This window comes from Lysobacter sp. HDW10, from assembly GCF_011300685.1.
Classification (GTDB): domain Bacteria; phylum Pseudomonadota; class Gammaproteobacteria; order Xanthomonadales; family Xanthomonadaceae; genus Solilutibacter.
This window is the reverse complement of record NZ_CP049864.1, coordinates 492,957-515,819: the sequence shown is the minus strand read 5'-3', so window position 1 is coordinate 515,819 and position 22,863 is coordinate 492,957. Positions and strand designations below refer to the sequence as shown.

The following is a 22,863-nucleotide window of genomic DNA, read 5'->3' as shown; positions in this document are numbered from 1 at the left end:
GCTTCCTAGGCAGCTTTGAGTAAATCGATCCTGCCGGTGACAGCGGCAGTGATGAGGGCGGTGCGGTGTTCGCGCAACAGTTCGACGGAGCGCTCGGTCTTGGCGATCAGGGTGTCGATGCGGGTGGTGGCGCGGTCAAGGTGGGCGACTATGGTTTCCTGTTCGGCTAGCGGTGGCAGAGCGATCATCTGTGCCTTCAACCATTCATCCTGAACTCTCTTTTGGCCCGCTGAGCCTTCCATGTGGCCTTCGGCAAACCGACGAAATCCCGTTGCCGCGAACAGCCACCAAGAGTACTGCTGGCTTACTAAATTAGACGGCCGCAGCACGATTAACTCAGTTGTTCCGAATCCAACGCCGCCAGTCAGGTCATTGACAGGCGCACCCTTGCCGTTCTCGAAACAAGGTGTGATCTTAGCGATTACGACATCACCGTTCGCGAAGTACGAGTACCCCGTGTCTACTTCACTGATTGGGCGAGTTCGCGTCAGATCAAGCTTTCCAGTTTCACCGATTGCTTCCATTGGCAGAAAGGAGACCTCCTGAGAGCGATGGCGGCTGGATATTTCTCGTTTTGACGGATTGAAGGAGTAAAAGCGACGCGCGGCACCAATTTCCCAGTGGGCCGGCACATTGCCAAGCCACTCCACTCCGCTCTCCTTGATCGGCACGGCAGCATCCAGCCCCTTGGTCACAACATGCGTGATCGTGGCCTCGCGTTTCTCGCGCAACAACATAATGAAGCGGATCTTCTTCGCAACTAGTGCGTCGATGCGGGTGGTGGCGCGGTCGAGGTGGGCGACGATGGAATCCATTTCGGCGACGGGTGGAACCACCACGGGCAGGCGCTTGAGGTCGGCGAACTTCATGGATTGACGAATACCGCCGCCGATACCGTAAAACACCTTGGTGGTGTCATACGAGCGCATGAGGTATTCAAAAAAACGCGGGCCAGCTTGGGGTCTAACGGTGACATAGGCAGAGGTGATGATGCCTCGTTCCAGGGCCCGAGCGGAACGAAGGCTCCTCATATCGTTCTGGAGGTCAGTTAGCCGAAAGACGATGTCGTTCGCCTCGACGATGTTGTAGCCCTCAAAGCTGGCAGGGGTGAGGCCTTCGAGACGATCCATGTCCTTTCGAACCAGGCGGCCATAGCTCAACGACAGTAAATTGCGCTCCTTCAAGCCTACGTTTGGATGGTCTACCTCAGCGGCGAACGAGAAAAAGGGGCGTACCGACCAGTGAGCCGGAACCTTTCCTACCCACTCAATGCCGGACTCCTTCATTGGTTGTCCTGAAAGTGCGGGAGTCATTCCGCTACCTCATCCAACAGCGCAGCAATTTCCGCTTCCACCGCTTTCAACTCCGCATCGATCTCGTGCAGTTCGCGAGGGGAGACATACTTGTAGAAGTAGCGATTGAAATTAATCTCGTAGCCGACCTTGCCCACCCGATCGTCCCGCTTGTCGGTATAGGACTCGTCTACCCATGCGTCAGGCGCATGAGGCAGTACTTCGGCGGCCATGTAGTCATCGATAGATTGATTCAGTGGCACACTCTCGAAGTCCTCCAACTCCTTGTCAGGAACTTGCGCGCCGTCTTCCTCAACTGGGTCGGCGCCTGGGTCTCGAACGCCGAACGCGGTGGAAAGTGCCTTGATGTAAGCCTTGCCCAGCTTGCCGATGCCGGCCTTCTTGGCTTCAGTGGCCAGAGTGTCGAGCCAAGCATACGGGAGCGTCTTGCCGCGATAGCGCGCCAGCAGGTTCTCCCACGCCTCGGTATCGACCTTGGCCCAGGCCACATCGTTGCGCAGTGTGGCCATGCCATCGTCGGTGATCTGGAAACTCATGCGAAGTGGACGCTGGACCTTGATCCGGCGATAGCCGAACTCGTGGTAGTCGACGATCCGTACGTTCTCGCCGGCCTCGAAGTCGGCGTACAGGCGGGCGATGTCCTTTATTTGATCGTCGTTGATGTAGCGGCGCTTGTTGCCCTCAGACTTGCGCATGGAGGTGTGCATGCCAGTCGCGTCGATCAGCTGAACTTTCCCCCTGCGGTGTTCGGGCTTGCTATTGGTCAACAGCCATATATACGTGCCAATACCGGTGCGGAAGAAAATGTCGGTCGGCAATGCAACAATTGCCTCGATGTAATCGTTCTCCAGCAGCCAGCGGCGAATCTCGGTTTCACCTTGGCCTGCATTTCCCGTGAAAAGGGGAGAGCCCGACAAAATGATTGCAGCGCGACCGCCGCCCTTGTTTGGGTGCTCTAGCTTGGAAATAAGGTGCTGGACAAAGAGCATGGACCCGTCAGAAACGCGAGGGGTACCTGCACCGAAGCGGGCCTCGAAGCCCTTCTCACGCGCCTCGCGATGAACAAAGGCCTGATCCTTCTCCCATTTCTTGCCGAAGGGAGGGTTGGACAAGCAGTAGTGGAAGCGCTGACCGGCAAATGCATCTTGCGAAAGGGTGGACTTCGGTCCGGCGATGTTGGCAGATAGGTCACGGGCAGGTTCGGATTCCAGGCGGCGCAACAACATGTTCGCCAATGAAACCGCGTGAGTTTCGGGCTCCAGCTCCTGACCAAACGGGATCAAGACGGGTGGGGCCTTCCCTTTGGCCGCGAACCCATCTACGTGGTTCATGGCATCTGTTAAAAATCCGCCGGTCCCGCAGGTGGGGTCATAAAGCGTGCGGATTAGACCAGGATTGCTTCGGAATAGTGCGTCATCCGGATCCAAGAGCAAGGTAGTGGCCAAATGGACTACGTCACGAGGGGTCATGAAGTCTTCAGCCGCTTCGTTGACCTCGGAGCCAAACCGGCGGATCAGATGCTCGTAGATGTTGGACATCACCCGGTCGGGAACCACATCCGGGTGCAGGTCGGTATTGGCAAAGTTCTGGCAGATCTTGAACAGTATGTCAGCGCGCGCAAGGCGGACGATGGTATCGGTGAAGTTGAACTGGTCAAAGATCACCCGGGCGTTGTCGGAGAACCCAGCAATGTAGGCCTCGAGGTTGGACTTGGTCTTGGTTGCGCCAAGTGTTGCCAATGAGTATTGCGAGGTGTTGTAGAAAGGTAGCCCGGCGGTTTGCCGAAGTACAAGTCCCAAGTCCATGCCCTTGTCCTTGAACTTAAGATGGGCAGCATTGACCTCCTCACGTGTCGGCTCGAGCACGCACTCCAAGCGACGGAGCAAGGTGAACGGCAGAATGATCTTGCCGAAGTCAGTGTGCTTAAAGTCGCCCCATAAGTCCTCGGCATTCTTCCAGATGAAGGCTGACAAAATCGTGTCTGATGCAGTGGGCTTGAGCGGAGCGGTGGACTTTTCTTGTTGTGGTGACGACATCGAAATGAGTTTTCCTTGCTTTGCTGCATTTGCCGGATAGGCAAACCCCTCTGTTGATTCTGCCAGTTTCGGGTGAATCACGCCCGCGGCATGCCCCGCTGCTACCTCAGAACTTGGGGATTTTTTACACATTTGACTAATGATCCGTACGGCGCGCGGGGTCTATTGCATAACGAAGCCATGTAAATAATCGCCCTGCCCAGATGCGTGTCGACGACAAGGGAATGACTGAGATGGGACCTAAGAGTTAGTGCAATGAACACCGCTTTGTGAGTGATCGCGGATCCAATTTCACGGCGAGCACCCAACAGAAAACTCGGCGCTTCCTGCGCGGTCCCCCTTCCCGTGATTCGCGTCGCTCAAAGAGACTGGCCTGTTGGTCAGACGACAAAAAAAGAAAGTGCTAGCAAATCAATTTTTCCAGGTTTCGAGTGCCTTAGCCTCTGTCTTCCCCACAACAAAGGAAGCTGGAAATGAAACTTGAATCGACTCGCCACGAAGCGATTTGGCGTATGAAGCCGCTCTGCTCTCATCTGGGCGTCAGCGTGTCCCAAGGCTATTGGCTCCGCAAGAACGACCCGGCATTTCCCAAACCGGTTCGGCTCGGAAGGGCTGCAGTCGGGTTCTTGCCCTCTGACATCGACGCCTGGCTTGAGTCGAAGAAGGAGGTCTCCGGTCACTAATTCTCATTCTTCTCAGGAGGTCGAATTGCCCGGGTTTACGGGACCTTTCTTGTCGCCTTCCCCTAATACACCCCGATTCGAACAGCAACGAATTTGGGATTAATTGTTTTCTATAACGAATGTGAATAGGAATACGAAATGAAACGTTTGACTAAGAGCAGCAAACGACTGCTCAGCATATGGAGACTGCATACCGGCATTCGCAACAACTTCGGGTGGATTGTGACCAATGAAATGAACTGTCCGAGGATATTGATTGAAGTCGATCACTTGGTTCACTGTCTGGCTACAGCGCGCGGCGGGTTTCAGTTTTCAATAGTTGAAACAGCACGAGGCCAACGGGTCAAGTCCAGTCCATTGCTCGATACGATCGTTGGGAGCATTCCAAGCTTGAGTACAGCTGATGTCCGAAGCATCTTTCCCCAGCACCGTGTCAGTCCCTATTTCGAGCTATGGGAGTCCGCAGTCGAGCGATTGGGTCCTTATTCGCCTGCAAAAGTGAAGGTCGAAGATGTTGAGTGGATGAACAAATGGATTCTCGATCTTCGCCGGGCAGCCAAGAGCACAAAGTACTTGGATACCATGCGCAACGAACGAAGAACCGCTCAGAAAAACTTTACTAGCTTGCGCAAGTATGTGAATGGATTATTTGAACGTTATTCCAGACTTCTCGTGATTCGACTTGATTTGGGCTACGAGCAGGGGTCCCTGTCGTATTCCTGTGACGGAATGATCACCAGTAAGAATGCCAATCGCGAATTCAACAAGTTCGTTGATCACTTGCCCGTCAATTATCCGGAGCTTGTCGGTTACGCATGGAAAAAGGAGTGGGGTGCGCTCAAAGGTCCTCATATGCACCTCGTTCTGTTCTTCGACGGACACAAGGTTCGAGATGACTATGGACTGGGTCACTTTCTCGGAAATGCTTGGAGAAAGATGGCGTCACCAGGCGCAACGCATTGGCTCTGCAATGCGGACAAGCGAAGCCTTGAAGCTAATGGACGCTTAGGGATTGGAATGATCGACTACGCCGATAAGGAATTGCGACAAGGTCTGGAAGATGTCTGTATGTACCTGACGAAGATAGATGTTTATATTCGTCTCAAAGCACCTGGCCTGCGAGTATTTGGCAAAGGTCAGATTCGCGGCATAGCTACCAAGCGCGGTAGACCGCGCCTATACACAGGAGTTTTGCAAGAAGAAATTTAACTGGACGATCACTGCATCAAGGCTTCATCTTGTGACGAGAGATACGAACGACTTCATTTCGAGCGCTGGGGTCGTTCTTGAGGATTTTTTTGATCAAGCGTTCCAGTGCGTCAATCTCGTCATTTTCGTCGATCTCTTTATCCTTTTCATACGACGAAGATGCCTTTCTATATGCCTCGAATGCCTCGAATACCGCGGGCTCCGTGACCAGATTTCGAATAATGTCTTTCTGATTGATGCGCGATCGATCTGCTTCTTTCTTCAGGACTAGCAAAACTGCTTGAACAAAATCCTTCTCGCACTCAATGCGTTTCCGGTGTTGCTTTAGCGCCTTCATCCTCGCGCCTTCACCAGTTGACCATGGGCCAAATGCCATGCCCAGATACATCGTTGCTTGGTTCAGATGGGGCCAGATCAACGCGGGGTCCATCTCACCGTTCCGGCTGAGGTCATATAGCTTTGCGGAATGCGCCCAATGCCGTAATGCAACGTGGAGTATGCGATCGATCTTTTCCAGCTGCTCTAGTTCCGCATGGAAGCTTGGTGGCTGTCCGCTTTCCAAGTCACTCTTCCATATCTTGTCTACAAGCGCACGTGTCGCGACCGGATGGTTCTCAAGTCGAACAACGTGGATATAGACAATTAAATTAAAAACGCCTTGCAGGACTCGAAAAACACAAGTGTTGCCAAATGAGCTGAACCAGGTACCGATATAAAAACGATCCGCTTCAAGATACGTGCTGAAGGGCTTAGAGTTGCTTTTATCCTTCTTGACTGACCACAAAAGATCCTCGAAATCCACTTCCATGACGTAACTGGAGGGGTATGCCCATAGGCAGCATTCCCCCGCAAGACATATGCGGGAGGGGCCTTGGATGTACCGACCTGCCAGGTTCGCGGCAACTTCGTCCGTCTCCGCCGAGAAAATCTCCTGAAGCTCGGGGTCTTCTTGGGTTCCGTTGGCATCGTCGTAAAAGATCTTCTTGGCTTTGTTGTAACGGATTCCCTTAAGTTCGTTGCTTGTCTTACTTCCACGATGGGTCATTTGAACTCAAAGTCCTTGTTCTTTTAGCGTGTCTAAGTAATCCGCCCACGCCTGCATCATCTTGCGACGTTCGGGTAGATATTTGGCTAAGTTATATACACCCTCAGTGCCGCCAATTTCATGCGACAGCTGGGCTTCCACCGATTCGCGCGACCAGCCCTGTTCTCGCAGGAGGGTCGATGCCATGTGTCGAAATCCATGACCAACGATTATTCCCTTGAAGCCAAGCCGAGCGAGCGCAGCATTTACAGCGCCGTCGCTCATGTTTCGCTTGGGATCGCGCGCGCCGGGGAAGAGGAATTTCCCGCGACCAGTAACTTCACGCAGTTCCTTCAATATCTCAATCGCCTGCCTGCTCAATGGGATTACGTGAGGAGGCGTATCAGGGGCTTCTTTTGCTGCCTTGCGAAGCTTTCGGTTTGCGGGTGGTACAACGTAGACGGGTTCAGCAGACTCAATAGCGATCTGTGACCATTCCGCCATTCGAATCTCACCTGGTCTGCAGAACCACAAGGGAGCCAGTTTGAGCGCGCATGCTACGGGGAAGGTTCCCTCAAATGCGTCAATAACGCGCAAGAGTTCGCCAACCTTTTCAGGAGCGGTGATAGTCGGATGACGCTGTTTGCGACGACCGGGTAGAACCGCGCTCAAGTCGGCTGCAGGATCTCGATCGGCGCGCTCGGTGGCAATCGCAAACTTGAAGACGCGGCTCAGTTGAAAACGAAGCCTGTGGGCCTGCTCCAAGTGGCCGGCCCGCATGGGACGTTCAATGAGCTGTCTGATATCTGAAACACCGACATCCGAGATAGGGCGGGAACCCACGTATGGGAAGACGTGTTTTTTGAGCCGCCCCTCTTCCTTGAGAAATTGCTTTTCAGTCCACTCATGCTTTTTCACGTATAGCCATTCGTGAGCGATTCGCTCTAAGCTGTTTGAATGATGGTCTTGTCCAGCAATCTTTTCAGCGCGACGTGATGCGCTCGGATCCACACCACTCTCGAGCTGTCCCTTGGCAAGATCTCGTTTTTGTCGAGCGTCTTTTAGGCTGGTCGCCGGATAGGACCCCAAGGCAAGTCTCCGCTCTTTTCCGGCGATCCGGAACTTCCAACGCCAGAGCTTTGATCCACTCGGTGTTACCTCCAAATAGAGGCCGCCTGAGTCGTATAGACGTACTGCCTTGTCAGTTGACTTGGCTTGGCGAATGGATGTGTCGCTAAGAGGCATTTGTGGACTCCGTGGGGGCATCCAAATCGTACCTGCCCTCGATGCCCCCAGCAATGCCCCAAGAAACTCTGGATGCCTATGGAGACGAGTGGAGATCCATGTAGCTGGGAATAAAAAAAGCCCGCTTTAAAAGCGGGCTTTTATATAACAGTTACACAATTCTGGAATCGTGTGTAGAAACGTGTAATTGCTTCTTGGTGGCTATGGGTGGACTCGAACCACCGACCCCAGCATTATGAGTGCTGTGCTCTAACCGGCTGAGCTACATAGCCGAACATCGGACCGCCTTCGCGGGACCCGAAATTGTGACATTGCCACTTCGAGACGTCAAACAGATCTCGAAAAGTGTTTGCGCGGGTCACATTCTGACGCAATCGGGCCAAGCGCCGTCGAAAGATGCCGCTGAACATTTTTACCCGACGCGCTGTTAAATCCACCCTCAGAACTGCCGACGGTGGTGAAAATTAGGCCAATTTTGCACGCCGGACATCGATCCCTTAAAAAACAGTACGTTAGCGCGAACGGTACGTGTTTCAAACGTATGTGCTTCAGAAAAATTCTACAAAAATGTAGGACACGGCACATCTAAAGTGCTGCAGAATTTACACATTTTAAATCTACCGCCGTCACACTTTTGGCCAAGTTCTCTTGGCACGAAACTTGCGTAGTCAGCTGCAAGTCTCATAAAAGCGCCGCGCCGAGAGGAATTTTGATGTCGATTCGAGTTTTGAGTGTTGTAGCACTGGTATGCACATTGCCGCTCCTAAGTGCTTTCACGGGGCAGTCGGCGCCGTCGAAGGCTGATGCACAACGTGCGCCCGTCGCGAGCGAAGGTTCCAAGAAGGGCAGCACGGAGCACTGGAAGAACTATCAAGTGCAAAGCATCAAGTCAGCACCGCGTGGCATGAGCTCGATCGTCGTGCTGCGTCCGGTCGGTGCCGTTGCGGGTCAGGCAATCAATGTCTATGTCAACGGTGAGTATCTTGGTTCGCTACGACCGGGTGCCTATACCCAATCACCGGTGTGCCCGGGCACGAACCGCATCAGTTTTGCTGAGACGAATGTGCAAAACCAATACCGTGAAAAGTCCGAGGCCGGTCAAGCCATTTCCCAAAGCGAAGACACCGTGAGTTTCTACACGATCGACGTACAGGATGGCGTTTTCGTTGCTACAGCGCTTGAGGAAGCAACGGCCCTTCAGCAGCTTTCAAAGATGCCTTTGAAGCAACACCACACAATTTCGCGCGTTTCGACGCGTAGCTGTGCGCTGAACTAATTCAAGTCAAACCCCTTTCTTGCCGCTGTCTAACGACAACGGTGCATGTCTGCGAATCGGATTCAAATTATGTCTACTGCCATTACGCTCAAAATCAATAACGCTTCGAAAACTGTGCTCGTCGAACACATTTCGGGCGGCCGAGACGGTCAAGGTGCATCTTTTAAGCCGGTCAAAGTAGTAGCGCAGGCACGCGTCAAATACGAGTTCGTCGACGATCAAACGGGTTTTGCACCTGAAAACATCGCTACCAAGCGCTCAGGCAATGATTTGCTAATTGCGTTTGAAGGCGGTGACATCAACAAACCGGACCTCATCATTGAGGGCTACTACAACAATCACGGTAGCTCCCTGATTGGTCAGGCGGAAAACGGAAATTGGTACGACTACGTGCCGGAAAGTGGCAATGCGACCGATGCCGTTTCGGTACTCGGAAACAACATGGAAGCAGGGCAGGCGCTTGGTGGTGACACGCTGTCTTCCGGTGCGTTTTGGCCCACGGAGGCGGCTAGTGCCGTACCTGCATGGGTATGGGGTCTGCCGGCACTTGGTTTGCTGCCGATCATCGGTAGTGGCGGACCGAAGAACTCCCCGCCGCCGCCGCCTTCCACCGGCACTGCGCCCGACACCACGCCGCCGGTTGCGCCGCGTCCTGTTGCGGCCGACGATGTCGGACCAAAACAAGGCACGATTCAAAACAACGAAATCATCGACGACAACAGGCCGGTGATCCATGGCGGTAGCGCCACGCCAGGTGACGTCATTACGGTCTACGACAACGGCACACCTGTTGGAACGACTGTTGTTGATCCTAACGGCAATTGGACCTTTACGCCCTCCACACCTTTGGTGGATGGCCCGCATTCGATTACCGTCACCGCAAAAGATCCAGCAGGCAATGTCAGCACGCCGAGCCCGGCTATTCCTTTCATAGTCGACACTGCCGCACCGGTGGTCACGGCAAGCCAAACTTTCTCTTACTCAGAAAACCAACACGCAGGTGCGCAAGTCGGCGCTGCCGTTGCAGCGGATGCAAATGGCGTGACGCAATGGCGCTTCGATAACGGCACGCAAGTCTCGAGCGATGGCTATTACGCGATCGACAATGCCGGCAAGATCACCTTGACCGCAGCAGGTGCCGCTGCGGGTGTTGCGAACAACGATTACGAAACCGGCAGCAATAGCTTCACGCTCGGCGTGCAAGCGGGTGATGCCGCAGGCAACTGGTCGGCTACGACGAACGTCGCGTTGGTAGTCACCAACGTCAACGAAGCACCGGTGATCACCAGCAATGGCGGCGGTGCAACCGCGACGGTCAGTGTTGCTGAGAACCAAACTTCAGTGACCACTGTGACCTCGACCGACGTTGATGGTCCTTCTGCGACTTACACGATCAGTGGCGGTGCCGATGCATCGTTGTTCACAATCGACCCGACCACGGGTGTACTCACCTTCATCAGCGCACCGAACTTTGAATCACCGACCGATGCCGGTGCTAACAACATCTATGACGTACAAGTCACTGTGAGCGATGGTTCGCTGAGTGATGTGCAAGACATCGCAGTCAGCGTGACTAACGTCAACGAAGCCCCGGTCATCACCAGCAATGGTGGCGGTGCAACCGCGACGGTCAGTGTTGCTGAGAACCAAACTTCAGTGACCACTGTGACCTCGACCGACGTTGATGGTCCTTCTGCGGCTTACACGATCAGTGGCGGTGCCGACGCATCGTTGTTCTCGATCGACCCGACCACGGGTGTACTCACCTTCATCAGCGCACCGAACTTCGAATCACCGACAGATGCCGGCGGTAACAACGTCTATGACGTACAAGTCACCGTCAGCGACGGTTCGCTGAGTGATGTACAAGACATTGCAGTCACGGTTACTAACGTCAACGAAGCCCCGGTGATCACCAGCAATGGTGGCGGTGCAACCGCCACTGTCAGCGTGGCTGAGAACCAAACGGCAGTGACGACCGTGACCTCGACTGACGTTGATGGTCCGTCTGCAACCTACACGATCAGTGGCGGTGCCGACGCATCGTTGTTCTCGATCGACCCGACCACGGGTGTACTCACCTTCATCAGCACACCGAACTTCGAAGTGCCGGCAGATGCCAGTGCTAACAACGTCTATGACGTCCAAGTCACCGTCAGCGATGGTTCGCTGAGTGATGTGCAAGACATTGCAGTCACGGTCACCAACGTCAACGAAGCTCCGGTGATCACCAGCAATGGTGGCGGTGCAACCGCCGCTGTCAGTGTTGCTGAGAACCAAACGGCCGTGACCACTGTGACCTCGACCGACGTCGATGGTCCGTCTGCAACGTACACGATCAGTGGCGGTGTAGACGCATCGTTGTTCACGATCGACCCGACCACGGGTGTACTCACCTTCATCAGTGCACCGAACTTCGAAGTGCCGACCGATGCCGGTGCTAACAACGTCTATGACGTACAAGTCACCGTCAGCGATGGTTCGTTGACGGATGTGCAAGACATTGCAGTCACGGTCACCAACGTCAACGAAGCCCCGGTTATCACGAGCAATGGTGGCGGTGCAACTGCGACGGTCAGTGTTGCTGAGAACCAAACGGCTGTGACGATCGTGACCTCGACTGACGTTGATGGTCCTTCTGCGACTTACACGATCAGTGGCGGTGTAGACGCATCGTTGTTCACGATCGACCCGACCACGGGCGTGCTCACCTTCATCAGTGCCCCGAACTTCGAGTCACCGGCAGATGCCGGTGCTAACAACGTCTATGACGTACAAGTCACGGTGAGTGATGGTTCGTTGACGGATGTGCAAGACATTGCAGTCACGGTCACCAACGTCAACGAAGCCCCGGTGATCACCAGCAATGGTGGCGGTGCAACCGCCACTGTCAGTGTTGCTGAGAACCAAACGGCCGTGACGACCGTGACCTCAACCGACGTCGATGGTCCGTCTGCGACTTACACGATTAGTGGCGGTGCAGACGCATCGTTGTTCACGATCAATGCAACAACCGGTGTGTTGACCTTCATCAGTGCCCCGAACTTCGAGTCACCGGCAGATGCCGGTGCTAACAACGTCTATGACGTACAAGTCACTGTCAGCGATGGTTCGCTGACAGACGTGCAAGACATCGCGGTCACGGTCACCAACGTCAACGAAGCCCCGGTGATCACCAGCAATGGTGGCGGCGCAACCGCCGCCGTCAGTGTTGCTGAGAACCAAACTTCAGTGACGACCGTGACCTCGACCGACGTCGATGGTCCGTCTGCGACTTACACGATCAGCGGCGGTGCCGACGCATCGTTGTTCTCGATCGACCCGACCACGGGCGTGCTCACCTTCATCAGCGCACCGAACTTTGAATCACCGACCGATGCCGGTGCTAACAACATCTATGACGTACAAGTCACTGTGAGCGATGGTTCGCTGAGTGATGTGCAAGACATCGCAGTCAGCGTGACTAACGTCAACGAAGCCCCGGTCATCACCAGCAATGGTGGCGGTGCAACCGCGACGGTCAGTGTTGCTGAGAACCAAACTTCAGTGACCACTGTGACCTCGACCGACGTTGATGGTCCTTCTGCGGCTTACACGATCAGTGGCGGTGCCGACGCATCGTTGTTCTCGATCGACCCGACCACGGGTGTACTCACCTTCATCAGCGCACCGAACTTCGAATCACCGACAGATGCCGGCGGTAACAACGTCTATGACGTACAAGTCACCGTCAGCGACGGTTCGCTGAGTGATGTACAAGACATTGCAGTCACGGTTACTAACGTCAACGAAGCCCCGGTGATCACCAGCAATGGTGGCGGTGCAACTGCGACGGTCAGTGTTGCTGAGAACCAAACGGCTGTGACGACCGTGACCTCGACTGACGTTGATGGTCCGTCTGCAACCTACACGATCAGTGGCGGTGCCGATGCATCGTTGTTCACGATCGACCCGACCACGGGTGTACTCACCTTTATCAGTGCACCGAACTTCGAGTCACCGACTGATGCTGGTGGCAACAACGTCTATGACGTCCAAGTCACTGTCAGCGATGGCTCGCTGACAGACGTGCAAGACATTGCTGTCAGCGTGACCAATGTCAACGAAGCCCCGGTCATTACCAGCAATGGTGGTGTTGCAACCGCCACTGTCAGCGTGGCTGAGAACCAAACTTCAGTGACCACCGTGACCTCGACCGACGTCGATGGTCCTTCTGCGACTTACACGATCAGTGGCGGTGCCGACGCATCGTTGTTCTCGATCGACCCGACCACGGGCGTGCTCACCTTCATCAGCGCACCGAACTTCGAGTCACCGACCGATGCCGGTGGCAACAACGTCTATGACGTACAAGTCACTGTCAGCGACGGTTCACTGACAGACGTGCAAGACATCGCAGTCACGGTCACCAACGTCAACGAAGCGCCGTCGCTGACCTTCAGCGGCACTGTGCCGAGCATTGAGGTTGGCACCGCAACGCCGGGTATGACAGTGACCGATGCCAATGGCACCGATCCGGATGCTGGTACGACCTTGACCTACAGTTTGACCAGCAACCCGAACGGCTACTACGCGATTGACCCGACCAGCGGTGTGGTGACCTTGACCACGGCAGGTGCGACCTTCGTGAACAGCGGTGGTACTTTGCCGAACGTGCAAGTGACGGTCAGCGATGGTGCCTTGAGCACCAACGGTAGCGTTGCGATTGGCACCGGTGCAGATACCACGCCGCCGGTGGTTACCGGTGGTCAAAGTTATAGCTATGCCGAGAACCAGGCAGTCGGCGCACAAGTGGGCACAGCGACTGCCAATGACGCAGTGGGTGTCACCCAATGGCGCTTCGACAACGGCACGCAAGTCTCGAGTGATGGCTTCTTCGCGATCAGCAACGCGGGTGTCATTACCCTGACGGCTGCGGGTGCCGCAGCAGGTGCTGCGACCAACGATTACGAAACCGGCAGCAACAACTTCACGCTCGGCGTGCAAGCGGGTGATGCTGCAGGCAACTGGTCGGCTACGACGAACGTTGCGTTGGTAGTCACCAACGTCAACGAAGCCCCGGTCATCACCAGCAATGGTGGCGGTGCAACTGCGACGGTCAGTGTTGCTGAGAACCAAACGGCCGTGACCACTGTGACCTCGACCGACGTCGATGGTCCGTCTGCAACCTACGCGATCAGCGGCGGTGCCGACGCATCGTTGTTCACGATCGACCCGACCACGGGTGTACTCACCTTCATCAGCGCACCGAACTTCGAGTCACCGACCGATGCCGGTGCTAACAACGTCTATGACGTACAAGTCACCGTCAGCGATGGTTCGTTGACGGATGTGCAAGACATCGCGGTCACCGTGACCAACGTCAACGAAGCCCCGTCGCTGACCTTCAGCGGCACCGTGCCGAGCATTGAAGTCGGCACCGCAACGCCGGGCATGACAGTGACCGATGCCAATGGCACCGATCCGGATGCTGGTACGACGTTGACCTACAGTCTGACCACGAACCCAGGCAACTACTACGCGATCGACCCGACCAGCGGTGTGGTGACCTTGACCACAGCAGGTGCAACCTTCGTGAACGGCGGTGGTACTTTGCCGAACGTGCAAGTGACGGTGAGCGATGGTGCCTTGAGCACCAACGGTAGCGTTGCGATTGGCACGGGTGCAGATACCACGCCGCCGGTGGTTACCGGTGGTCAAAGCTACAGCTATGCCGAGAACCAGGCAGTCGGCGCACAAGTGGGCACTGCAACGGCCACCGATGCAGTGGGTGTCACCCAATGGCGTTTTAACAATGGCACGCAAGTCTCGAGTGATGGCTTCTTCGCGATCAACAACGCGGGTGTCATTACCCTGACGGCTGCGGGTGCCGCAGCAGGTGCTGCGACCAACGATTACGAAACCGGTAGCAACAACTTCAACTTGAATGTTCAAGCTGGCGATGCTGCAGGCAACTGGTCTACTGCGACCACGATTGCGTTGGCAGTCACCAATGTCAACGAAGCCCCGGTGATCACCAGCAATGGTGGCGGTGCAACCGCCACTGTTAGTGTTGCTGAGAACCAAACTTCAGTGACCACTGTGACCTCGACCGACGTCGATGGTCCGTCTGCCACTTACACGATCAGTGGCGGTGCCGACGCATCGTTGTTCACGATCGACCCGACCACGGGCGTGCTCACCTTCATCAGTGCACCGAACTTTGAGTCACCGACCGATGCCGGTGGCAACAACGTCTATGACGTACAAGTGACTGTCAGCGATGGTTCGTTGACAGACGTGCAAGACATTGCAGTCACGGTCACCAACGTCAACGAAGCCCCGGTGATCACCAGCAATGGTGGCGGTGCAACTGCGACGGTCAGTGTTGCTGAGAACCAAACGGCTGTGACGACCGTGACCTCGACTGACGTTGATGGTCCTTCTGCGACTTACACCATCAGTGGCGGTGCCGATGCATCGTTGTTCACGATCGACCCGACCACGGGTGTACTCACCTTTATCAGTGCACCGAACTTCGAGTCACCGACTGATGCTGGTGGCAACAACGTCTATGACGTCCAAGTCACTGTCAGCGATGGCTCGCTGACAGACGTGCAAGACATTGCTGTCAGCGTGACCAATGTCAACGAAGCCCCGGTCATTACCAGCAATGGTGGTGTTGCAACCGCCACTGTCAGCGTGGCTGAGAACCAAACTTCAGTGACCACCGTGACCTCGACCGACGTCGATGGTCCTTCTGCGACTTACACGATCAGTGGCGGTGCCGACGCATCGTTGTTCTCGATCGACCCGACCACGGGCGTGCTCACCTTCATCAGCGCACCGAACTTCGAGTCACCGACCGATGCCGGTGCTAACAACGTCTATGACGTACAAGTCACCGTCAGCGATGGTTCGTTGACGGATGTGCAAGACATCGCGGTCACCGTGACCAACGTCAACGAAGCCCCGTCGCTGACCTTCAGCGGCACCGTGCCGAGCATTGAAGTCGGCACCGCAACGCCGGGCATGACAGTGACCGATGCCAATGGCACCGATCCGGATGCTGGTACGACGTTGACCTACAGTCTGACCACGAACCCAGGCAACTACTACGCGATCGACCCGACCAGCGGTGTGGTGACCTTGACCACAGCAGGTGCAACCTTCGTGAACGGCGGTGGTACTTTGCCGAACGTGCAAGTGACGGTCAGCGATGGTGCTTTGAGCACCAACGGTAGCGTTGCGATTGGCACGGGTGCAGATACCACGCCGCCGGTGGTTACCGGTGGTCAAAGCTACAGCTATGCCGAGAACCAGGCAGTCGGCGCACAAGTGGGCACTGCAACGGCCACCGATGCAGTGGGTGTCACCCAATGGCGTTTTAACAATGGCACGCAAGTCTCGAGTGATGGCTTCTTCGCGATCAGCAACGCGGGTGTCATTACCCTGACGGCTGCGGGTGCCGCAGCAGGTGCTGCGACCAACGATTACGAAACCGGCAGCAACAGCTTCAACTTGAATGTTCAAGCTGGCGATGCTGCAGGCAACTGGTCTACTGCGACCACGATTGCGTTGGCAGTCACCAATGTCAACGAAGCCCCGGTGATCACCAGCAATGGTGGCGGTGCAACTGCGACGGTCAGTGTTGCTGAGAACCAAACGGCAGTGACCACTGTGACCTCGACCGACGTCGATGGTCCGTCTGCCACTTACACGATCAGTGGCGGTGCCGACGCATCGTTGTTCACGATCAATGCAACAACTGGTGTGTTGACCTTCATCAGCACGCCGAACTTCGAGTCACCGACTGATGCCGGTGGCAACAACGTCTATGACGTACAAGTCACTGTGAGTGATGGTTCGTTGACGGATGTGCAAGACATCGCGGTCACCGTGACCAATGTCAATGAAATGCCTGTCGCTAACGCAGATTTGGCCACCACAGCCGAAGACACAAATCTTGTGATTCCGGTAAGCACACTGCTTGCAAACGACACAGATCCAGATGGCAACACATTGACGGTCACGTCAGTACAGGGCGCACAACATGGCACCGTGAGCCTGGTTGGTGGCAATGTCACCTTCGTGCCGGACGCTGACTATAACGGTCCGGCGTCATTTACCTACACGATTAGCGATGGCAACGGCGGCACATCGACAGCAACTGTCAATATCAATGTCACCGCAGTTAACGACCCAGCTGTCATCTCCGGTGTGACGTCTGGCTCGGTAATCGAAGCGGGTGGTGTGGCAAACGGAACTGCCGGCACACCGACTGCAACGGGCACCTTGACCAGCACCGACGTTGACAATCCTGCGAACACCTTCACAGCAGTCGCAACAGCGACGAACAGCACCAATGGTTATGGCACTTACACCATGACCGCCGGTGGTGTGTGGACGTACGCATTGAACAACAACAACGCAGCGGTTCAAGCCTTGAACGTTGGCGGTACGTTGACCGACACGTTTACAGTCACGAGCATCGACGGCACCTCACAAGTTGTGACCGTGACGATTAACGGCAGAAATGATGCCGCTGTCATCTCTGGTTCGACGTCTGGCTCGGTGGTTGAAGCAGGTGGTGTGGCAAACGGAACTGCCGGAACGCCGACTGCAACCGGCACCTTGACCAGCGCCGACGTCGACAACCCGGCGACCTTCACGGCCGTGGGTACTGCCACTAACAGTACCAATGGTTATGGCACTTACACCATGACCGCCGGTGGTGTGTGGACGTACGCATTGAACAACAACAACGCAGCGGTTCAAGCCTTGAACGTTGGCGGTACGTTGACGGATACGTTCACGGTCACGAGCATCGATGGCACCTCACAAGTAGTGACAGTGACGATCAATGGTTCGAACGATGCGGCTGTCATCTCTGGCTCGACGTCTGGCTCGGTGGTTGAAGCAGGTGGTGTGGCAAACGGAACTGCCGGAACGCCGACTGCAACCGGCACCTTGACCAGCGCCGACGTCGACAACCCGGCGACCTTCACGGCCGTGGGTACTGCCACTAACAGTACCAATGGTTATGGCACTTACACCATGACCGCCGGTGGTGTGTGGACATATGTGTTGAACAACAACAATGCAACTGTTCAAGCCTTGAACGTTGGCGGCACGTTGTCCGACACAATCACGGTCACGAGCATCGATGGCACCTCACAAGTGGTAACGGTGACGATCAATGGTTCGAACGATGCGGCAGTGATTGCTGGCACGACCACGGGCAATGTCACAGAGGCCGGTGGTGTTGCTAACGGCACCGCAGGCACGCCGACTGCAACGGGCACCCTGACCAGCACCGACGTCGACAACCCGGCGACCTTCACGGCCGTGGGTACTGCCACTAACAGCACCAATGGTTATGGCACTTACACCATGACCTCGGGTGGCGTGTGGACATATGTGTTGAACAACAACAACGCAGCGGTTCAAGCCTTGAACGCAGGCGCAACGATGACCGACACGTTCACCGTGACGAGCATCGATGGCACAGCACGCGTGGTGACGGTGACCATTACCGGTAGCAACGACAACGCCACGATCAGTGGCACGGCAACCGGCAACGTGGCTGAAGACGGCACGCAAACCGCCAGCGGTACGTTGGCAGTTGCGGATGTGGACGCAGGTCAAACTGTGTTCCAAACACCGTCGAGCCTGGCTGGCACCTACGGCACCTACACGTTCAATGCAACGACCGGTGTGTGGGGTTACACCTTGAACAATGGCGCTGCGAATGTGCAAGCGCTTGCGGGTGGCCAACAAGTGACTGATACGCTGACGGTGACCAGTCTCGATGGCACGGCGACGCGCAACATTGTTGTGACGATCACGGGTCAGAACGATGCCGCTGTCATCTCCGGTGCGACGACCGGCTCGGTAATCGAAGCGGGTGGTGTGGCAAACGGAACTGCCGGCACACCGACTGCAACGGGCACCTTGACCAGCACCGACGTTGACAATCCTGCGAACACGTTCACAGCAGTCGCAACAGCGACGAACAGCACCAATGGTTATGGCACTTACACCATGACCGCCGGTGGTGTGTGGACGTACGCATTGAACAACAACAACGCAGCGGTTCAAGCCTTGAACGTTGGCGGTACGTTGACGGATACGTTCACGGTCACGAGCATCGATGGCACCTCACAAGTAGTGACAGTGACGATCAATGGTTCGAACGATGCGGCTGTCATCTCTGGCTCGACGTCTGGCTCGGTGGTTGAAGCAGGTGGTGTGGCAAACGGAACTGCCGGAACGCCGACTGCAACCGGCACCTTGACCAGCGCCGACGTCGACAACCCGGCGACCTTCACGGCCGTGGGTACTGCCACTAACAGTACCAATGGTTATGGCACTTACACCATGACCGCCGGTGGTGTGTGGACATATGTGTTGAACAACAACAATGCAACTGTTCAAGCCTTGAACGTTGGCGGCACGTTGTCCGACACAATCACGGTCACGAGCATCGATGGCACCTCACAAGTGGTAACGGTGACGATCAATGGTTCGAACGATGCGGCAGTGATTGCTGGCACGACCACGGGCAATGTCACAGAGGCCGGTGGTGTTGCTAACGGCACCGCAGGCACGCCGACTGCAACGGGCACCCTGACCAGCACCGACGTCGACAACCCGGCGACCTTCACGGCCGTGGGTACTGCCACTAACAGCACCAATGGTTATGGCACTTACACCATGACCTCGGGTGGCGTGTGGACATATGTGTTGAACAACAACAACGCAGCGGTTCAAGCCTTGAACGCAGGCGCAACGATGACCGACACGTTCACCGTGACGAGCATCGATGGCACAGCACGCGTGGTGACGGTGACCATTACCGGTAGCAACGACAACGCCACGATCAGTGGCACGGCAACCGGCAACGTGGCTGAAGACGGCACGCAAACCGCCAGCGGTACGTTGGCAGTTGCGGATGTGGACGCAGGTCAAACTGTGTTCCAAACACCGTCGAGCCTGGCTGGCACCTACGGCACTTACACGTTCAATGCAACGACCGGTGTGTGGGGTTACACCTTGAACAATGGCGCTGCGAATGTGCAAGCGCTTGCGGGTGGCCAACAAGTGACTGATACGCTGACGGTGACCAGTCTCGATGGCACGGCGACACAAAATATTGTCGTCACAATCAACGGTACAAATGATGGGCCAGTTGCTCAAGCTGATGCTGTCGCAACGAATGAAGACACGGCAATCGTTATCCCCGTTGCCAATTTGCTCGCCAATGACACTGATGTGGACGGCGACGCACTGTCGATCACCTCGGTTCAAGGTGCAGTGAACGGAACTGTCAGTTTGGTCGGCGGGAATGTCACGTTCATACCAGCGTTGAACTACAACGGGCCGGCGTCCTTCACCTATACGGTAGACGATGGTCACGGTGGAACAGCCACGGCCACGGTAAATGTCACAGTCAACGCGGTGAACGACGCCCCGGTTAACACACTGCCCGCGTCTTACACCACGAACGAAGATACGGCCGTTAAACTGTCTGGCCTGTCGATCAGCGATGTGGATGCAGGCGCCGGAAACGTTACGGTCACCTTGTCGGTGGCAAGTGGCACACTCACTGCAACGAACAGCGGCGGCGTGACTGTAAGTAACTCGGGCACATCGTCGATCACGTTGACGGGTTCTGTTACGGCTATCAACACATATTTGTCGACCGTCGCAAACCAACCGACCTTCACTCCGGTGGCGAATGCGAACGGCGCAGTCGCATTGACGATGTTGACGAATGACCAGGGCAACACAGGCTCGGGCGGCGCGTTGACAGATTCGGACACGATCCAAATCAATGTCACGGCGGTGAACGACGCCCCGGTTAATACACTGCCCGCGTCTTACACCACGAACGAAGATACGGCCGTTAAACTGTCTGGCCTGTCGATCAGCGATGTGGATGCAGGCGCCGGAAACGTTACGGTCACCTTGTCGGTGGCAAGTGGCACACTCACTGCAACGAACAGCGGCGGCGTGACTGTAAGTAACTCGGGCACATCGTCGATCACGTTGACGGGTTCTGTTACGGCTATCAACACATATTTGTCGACCGTCGCAAACCAACCGACCTTCACTCCGGTGGCGAATGCGAACGGCGCAGTCGCATTGACGATGTTGACGAATGACCAGGGCAACACAGGCTCGGGCGGTGCGTTGACAGATTCGGACACGATCCAAATCAATGTCACGGCGGCGAACGACGCACCGGTTAACACACTTCCCGCGTCTTACACCACGAACGAAGACACGGCCGTCAAACTGTCCGGCTTGTCGATCAGCGATGTGGATGCAGCGAGCGGCACCATGACCGTCACGTTGTCCGTGTCCAGCGGTACGCTTACTGCATCTGCTAGCGGCGGTGTGACAATCAGCGGTTCAGGGACGAGTGCGGTAGTGCTGTCAGGCACCATGGCATCAATCAACACCTATTTGGGCAACACTGCAAGCCAGCCGACGTTCACGCCGGTCGCAAATGCGAGTGGATCCGTGACGCTCACAATGCTGAGTAGTGACAACGGCAACACGGGTAGCGGTGGCACATTGACGGACACCGACGCGCGCACAATCAACGTCACGGCTGTCGCTGACGTGCCCACCTTGCAAGTGGTGAATGCAAGCCGCTCATTGATCTTCAGCAACAGCTGGGAGTCTTCAAACAATAGTGACAATAGCTCAGAGTCGCCGAACCCGATAGCAACGCTGGAAGGTTGGACACTCATTGCAGGTACGGCAGGAGCGAGCTACCAAACGTTTGAAGTTTGGTCCGATGGTGACTCAATCACAACTGGAAACAACGGGAACTCCAACGGCTATGCAGCACAAGGCAACGGAAACTCATTCCTTGAACTGAACAAATCAACAAATTTCTGGGAAACGAAGGGCATCCAACGCACGATCAGCACACAGTCTGGCACTGTCTACGAACTCAGCCTCGATGCCGCGGGACGAATGGGCTTCAGTGCAGCAAATGTGAAGATGACGATCTATTTGGACAATGTCGTCCTGGCAACCTATGACGGCACCAGCACCAATGCTGCGCTGGACTGGAAAAACCTCAACATCGCATTCGTCGGTGACGGGGCACAGCACACCCTTAGACTTGAAGCGACCCCCGATGCGACGATCTCCGCAGGCCGCGGCATGATGATTGACGACCTCAATTTGTTTGCTTACCAAGGTGTCGTTGCAGGAAACGCAGTGGGTGGTACCAAGACGGACATTATCTTGGCCAACTACATCAGTGGCAGCTTGACGGATACCGACGGCTCCGAAAGCCTGAGCTATACATTCAGTGCACTTTCACCAACAGCACAGATCATCGTGGGTGCGACGACCTATTCTCCGATTTCCGGAAGCATCACTATCAGTGCGGCGGAGTTGGCAACTGCGCATTTGCGATTGGACGGAAGTTACACCGGTGATATGTCGGTCAATGTGACGGCCAACGCGACTGAAGCTAGCAACGCATCGTTTGCAACGAGTGCTGTACAAACGCTCAACATTCATGTTGAACCGTCAACGCTTGTGATCATGGATATCGTAGAGGGAAGCGACGTATCGGGGAGCTACCGTCGTGGAGACAGCGGCAATAACACTTTGACCGGTTTTAACAATGCGGATGTGCTGTGGGGCAACGACGGCAACGACACACTTAATGGTGGTGGCGGCAATGACATTCTAATCGGTGGAGCAGGCAACGACATCTTGACGGGTGGCAACGGCGCAGATATTTTCCGCTTCTCCCATGCAGGTGCCTCAAATGCGGATACGATCAACGACTTCGCACATGGCACTGACAAAATCGAATTGGACAACGCCTTGTTCATTGCGCTGGGCTTCGATGGTGCCCTTCCAGCGACGATGTTCCAATCGAATGCCAGTGGCAACGTGGCCTCTACGGCAGATGCCCATGTGATTTACGATAAAAACAACGGTCAACTGTGGTACGACGCAGATGGCAGCGGCACAGGTGCGGCCGTTCTGATCGCTACGGTCTACAGTTCGGGCACAACACCTGCCACAGGGCTCGATGCCAATGATTTCCGCGTGATCTAAC

At 55.6% G+C, this 22,863-nt stretch carries 8 protein-coding genes and 1 tRNA gene; 4 read left to right on the top strand and 5 right to left on the bottom strand.

The genetic code is table 11. The features are described 5' to 3' along the window. Positions 1-5: 5 nt before the first annotated feature. Both G7069_RS02495 and G7069_RS02490 read right to left on the bottom strand, forming a co-directional pair. On the bottom strand, positions 6-1,313 hold the full coding sequence (locus G7069_RS02495; RefSeq protein WP_166293944.1) for a restriction endonuclease subunit S: 1,308 nt from the start codon (positions 1,311-1,313) through the stop codon (positions 6-8). Next, entirely contained in the window at positions 1,310-3,481 is a 2,172-nt protein-coding gene (locus G7069_RS02490; RefSeq protein WP_240912610.1) for an N-6 DNA methylase, read from the bottom strand. Before G7069_RS02490 ends, G7069_RS02495 begins: the two co-directional genes overlap by 4 nt. 341 nt (positions 3,482-3,822) lie before the next feature. Between G7069_RS02490 and G7069_RS02485 the strand changes: the two genes are divergently transcribed. Beyond that, positions 3,823-4,032 carry an AlpA family phage regulatory protein gene (locus G7069_RS02485; protein WP_166293942.1) on the top strand — a complete coding sequence of 70 codons (210 nt, stop codon included), beginning with the start codon at positions 3,823-3,825 and terminating at the stop codon, positions 4,030-4,032. A 138-nt stretch (positions 4,033-4,170) separates the two neighbouring features. Continuing rightward, positions 4,171-5,241 (top strand): inovirus-type Gp2 protein, encoded by a 1,071-nt coding sequence (locus G7069_RS02480; protein WP_166293940.1) that lies wholly within the window; start codon positions 4,171-4,173, stop codon positions 5,239-5,241. Between the two features lie 16 nt (positions 5,242-5,257). Here the strand turns inward: G7069_RS02480 and G7069_RS02475 are convergent, their stop codons facing one another. From G7069_RS02475 to G7069_RS02465, 3 genes are all read right to left on the bottom strand, one after another. After that, entirely contained in the window at positions 5,258-6,286 is a 1,029-nt protein-coding gene (locus tag G7069_RS02475; protein ID WP_166293938.1) for a hypothetical protein, read from the bottom strand. 6 nt (positions 6,287-6,292) lie between these two features. After that, the gene (locus G7069_RS02470; protein WP_166293936.1) at positions 6,293-7,510 is read right to left on the bottom strand and encodes an integrase arm-type DNA-binding domain-containing protein; all 1,218 of its coding nucleotides are present in this window, start codon (positions 7,508-7,510) and stop codon (positions 6,293-6,295) included. Positions 7,511-7,705: 195 nt separating this feature from the next. After that, positions 7,706-7,782: transfer RNA gene (locus G7069_RS02465), tRNA-Met, on the bottom strand. Between the two features lie 440 nt (positions 7,783-8,222). On the opposite strand from G7069_RS02465, the gene G7069_RS02460 reads away from it, so the two are divergent. Together G7069_RS02460 and G7069_RS02455 are read left to right on the top strand one after the other, a co-directional pair. Beyond that, positions 8,223-8,786 carry a hypothetical protein gene (locus G7069_RS02460; RefSeq protein ID WP_166293934.1) on the top strand — a complete coding sequence of 188 codons (564 nt, stop codon included), beginning with the start codon at positions 8,223-8,225 and terminating at the stop codon, positions 8,784-8,786. 69 nt (positions 8,787-8,855) lie between these two features. Next, a complete protein-coding gene (locus G7069_RS02455; protein ID WP_166293932.1) occupies positions 8,856-22,862 on the top strand; it encodes a VCBS domain-containing protein in 14,007 nt (4,668 codons plus the stop codon). Position 22,863: the final 1 nt, after the last annotated feature.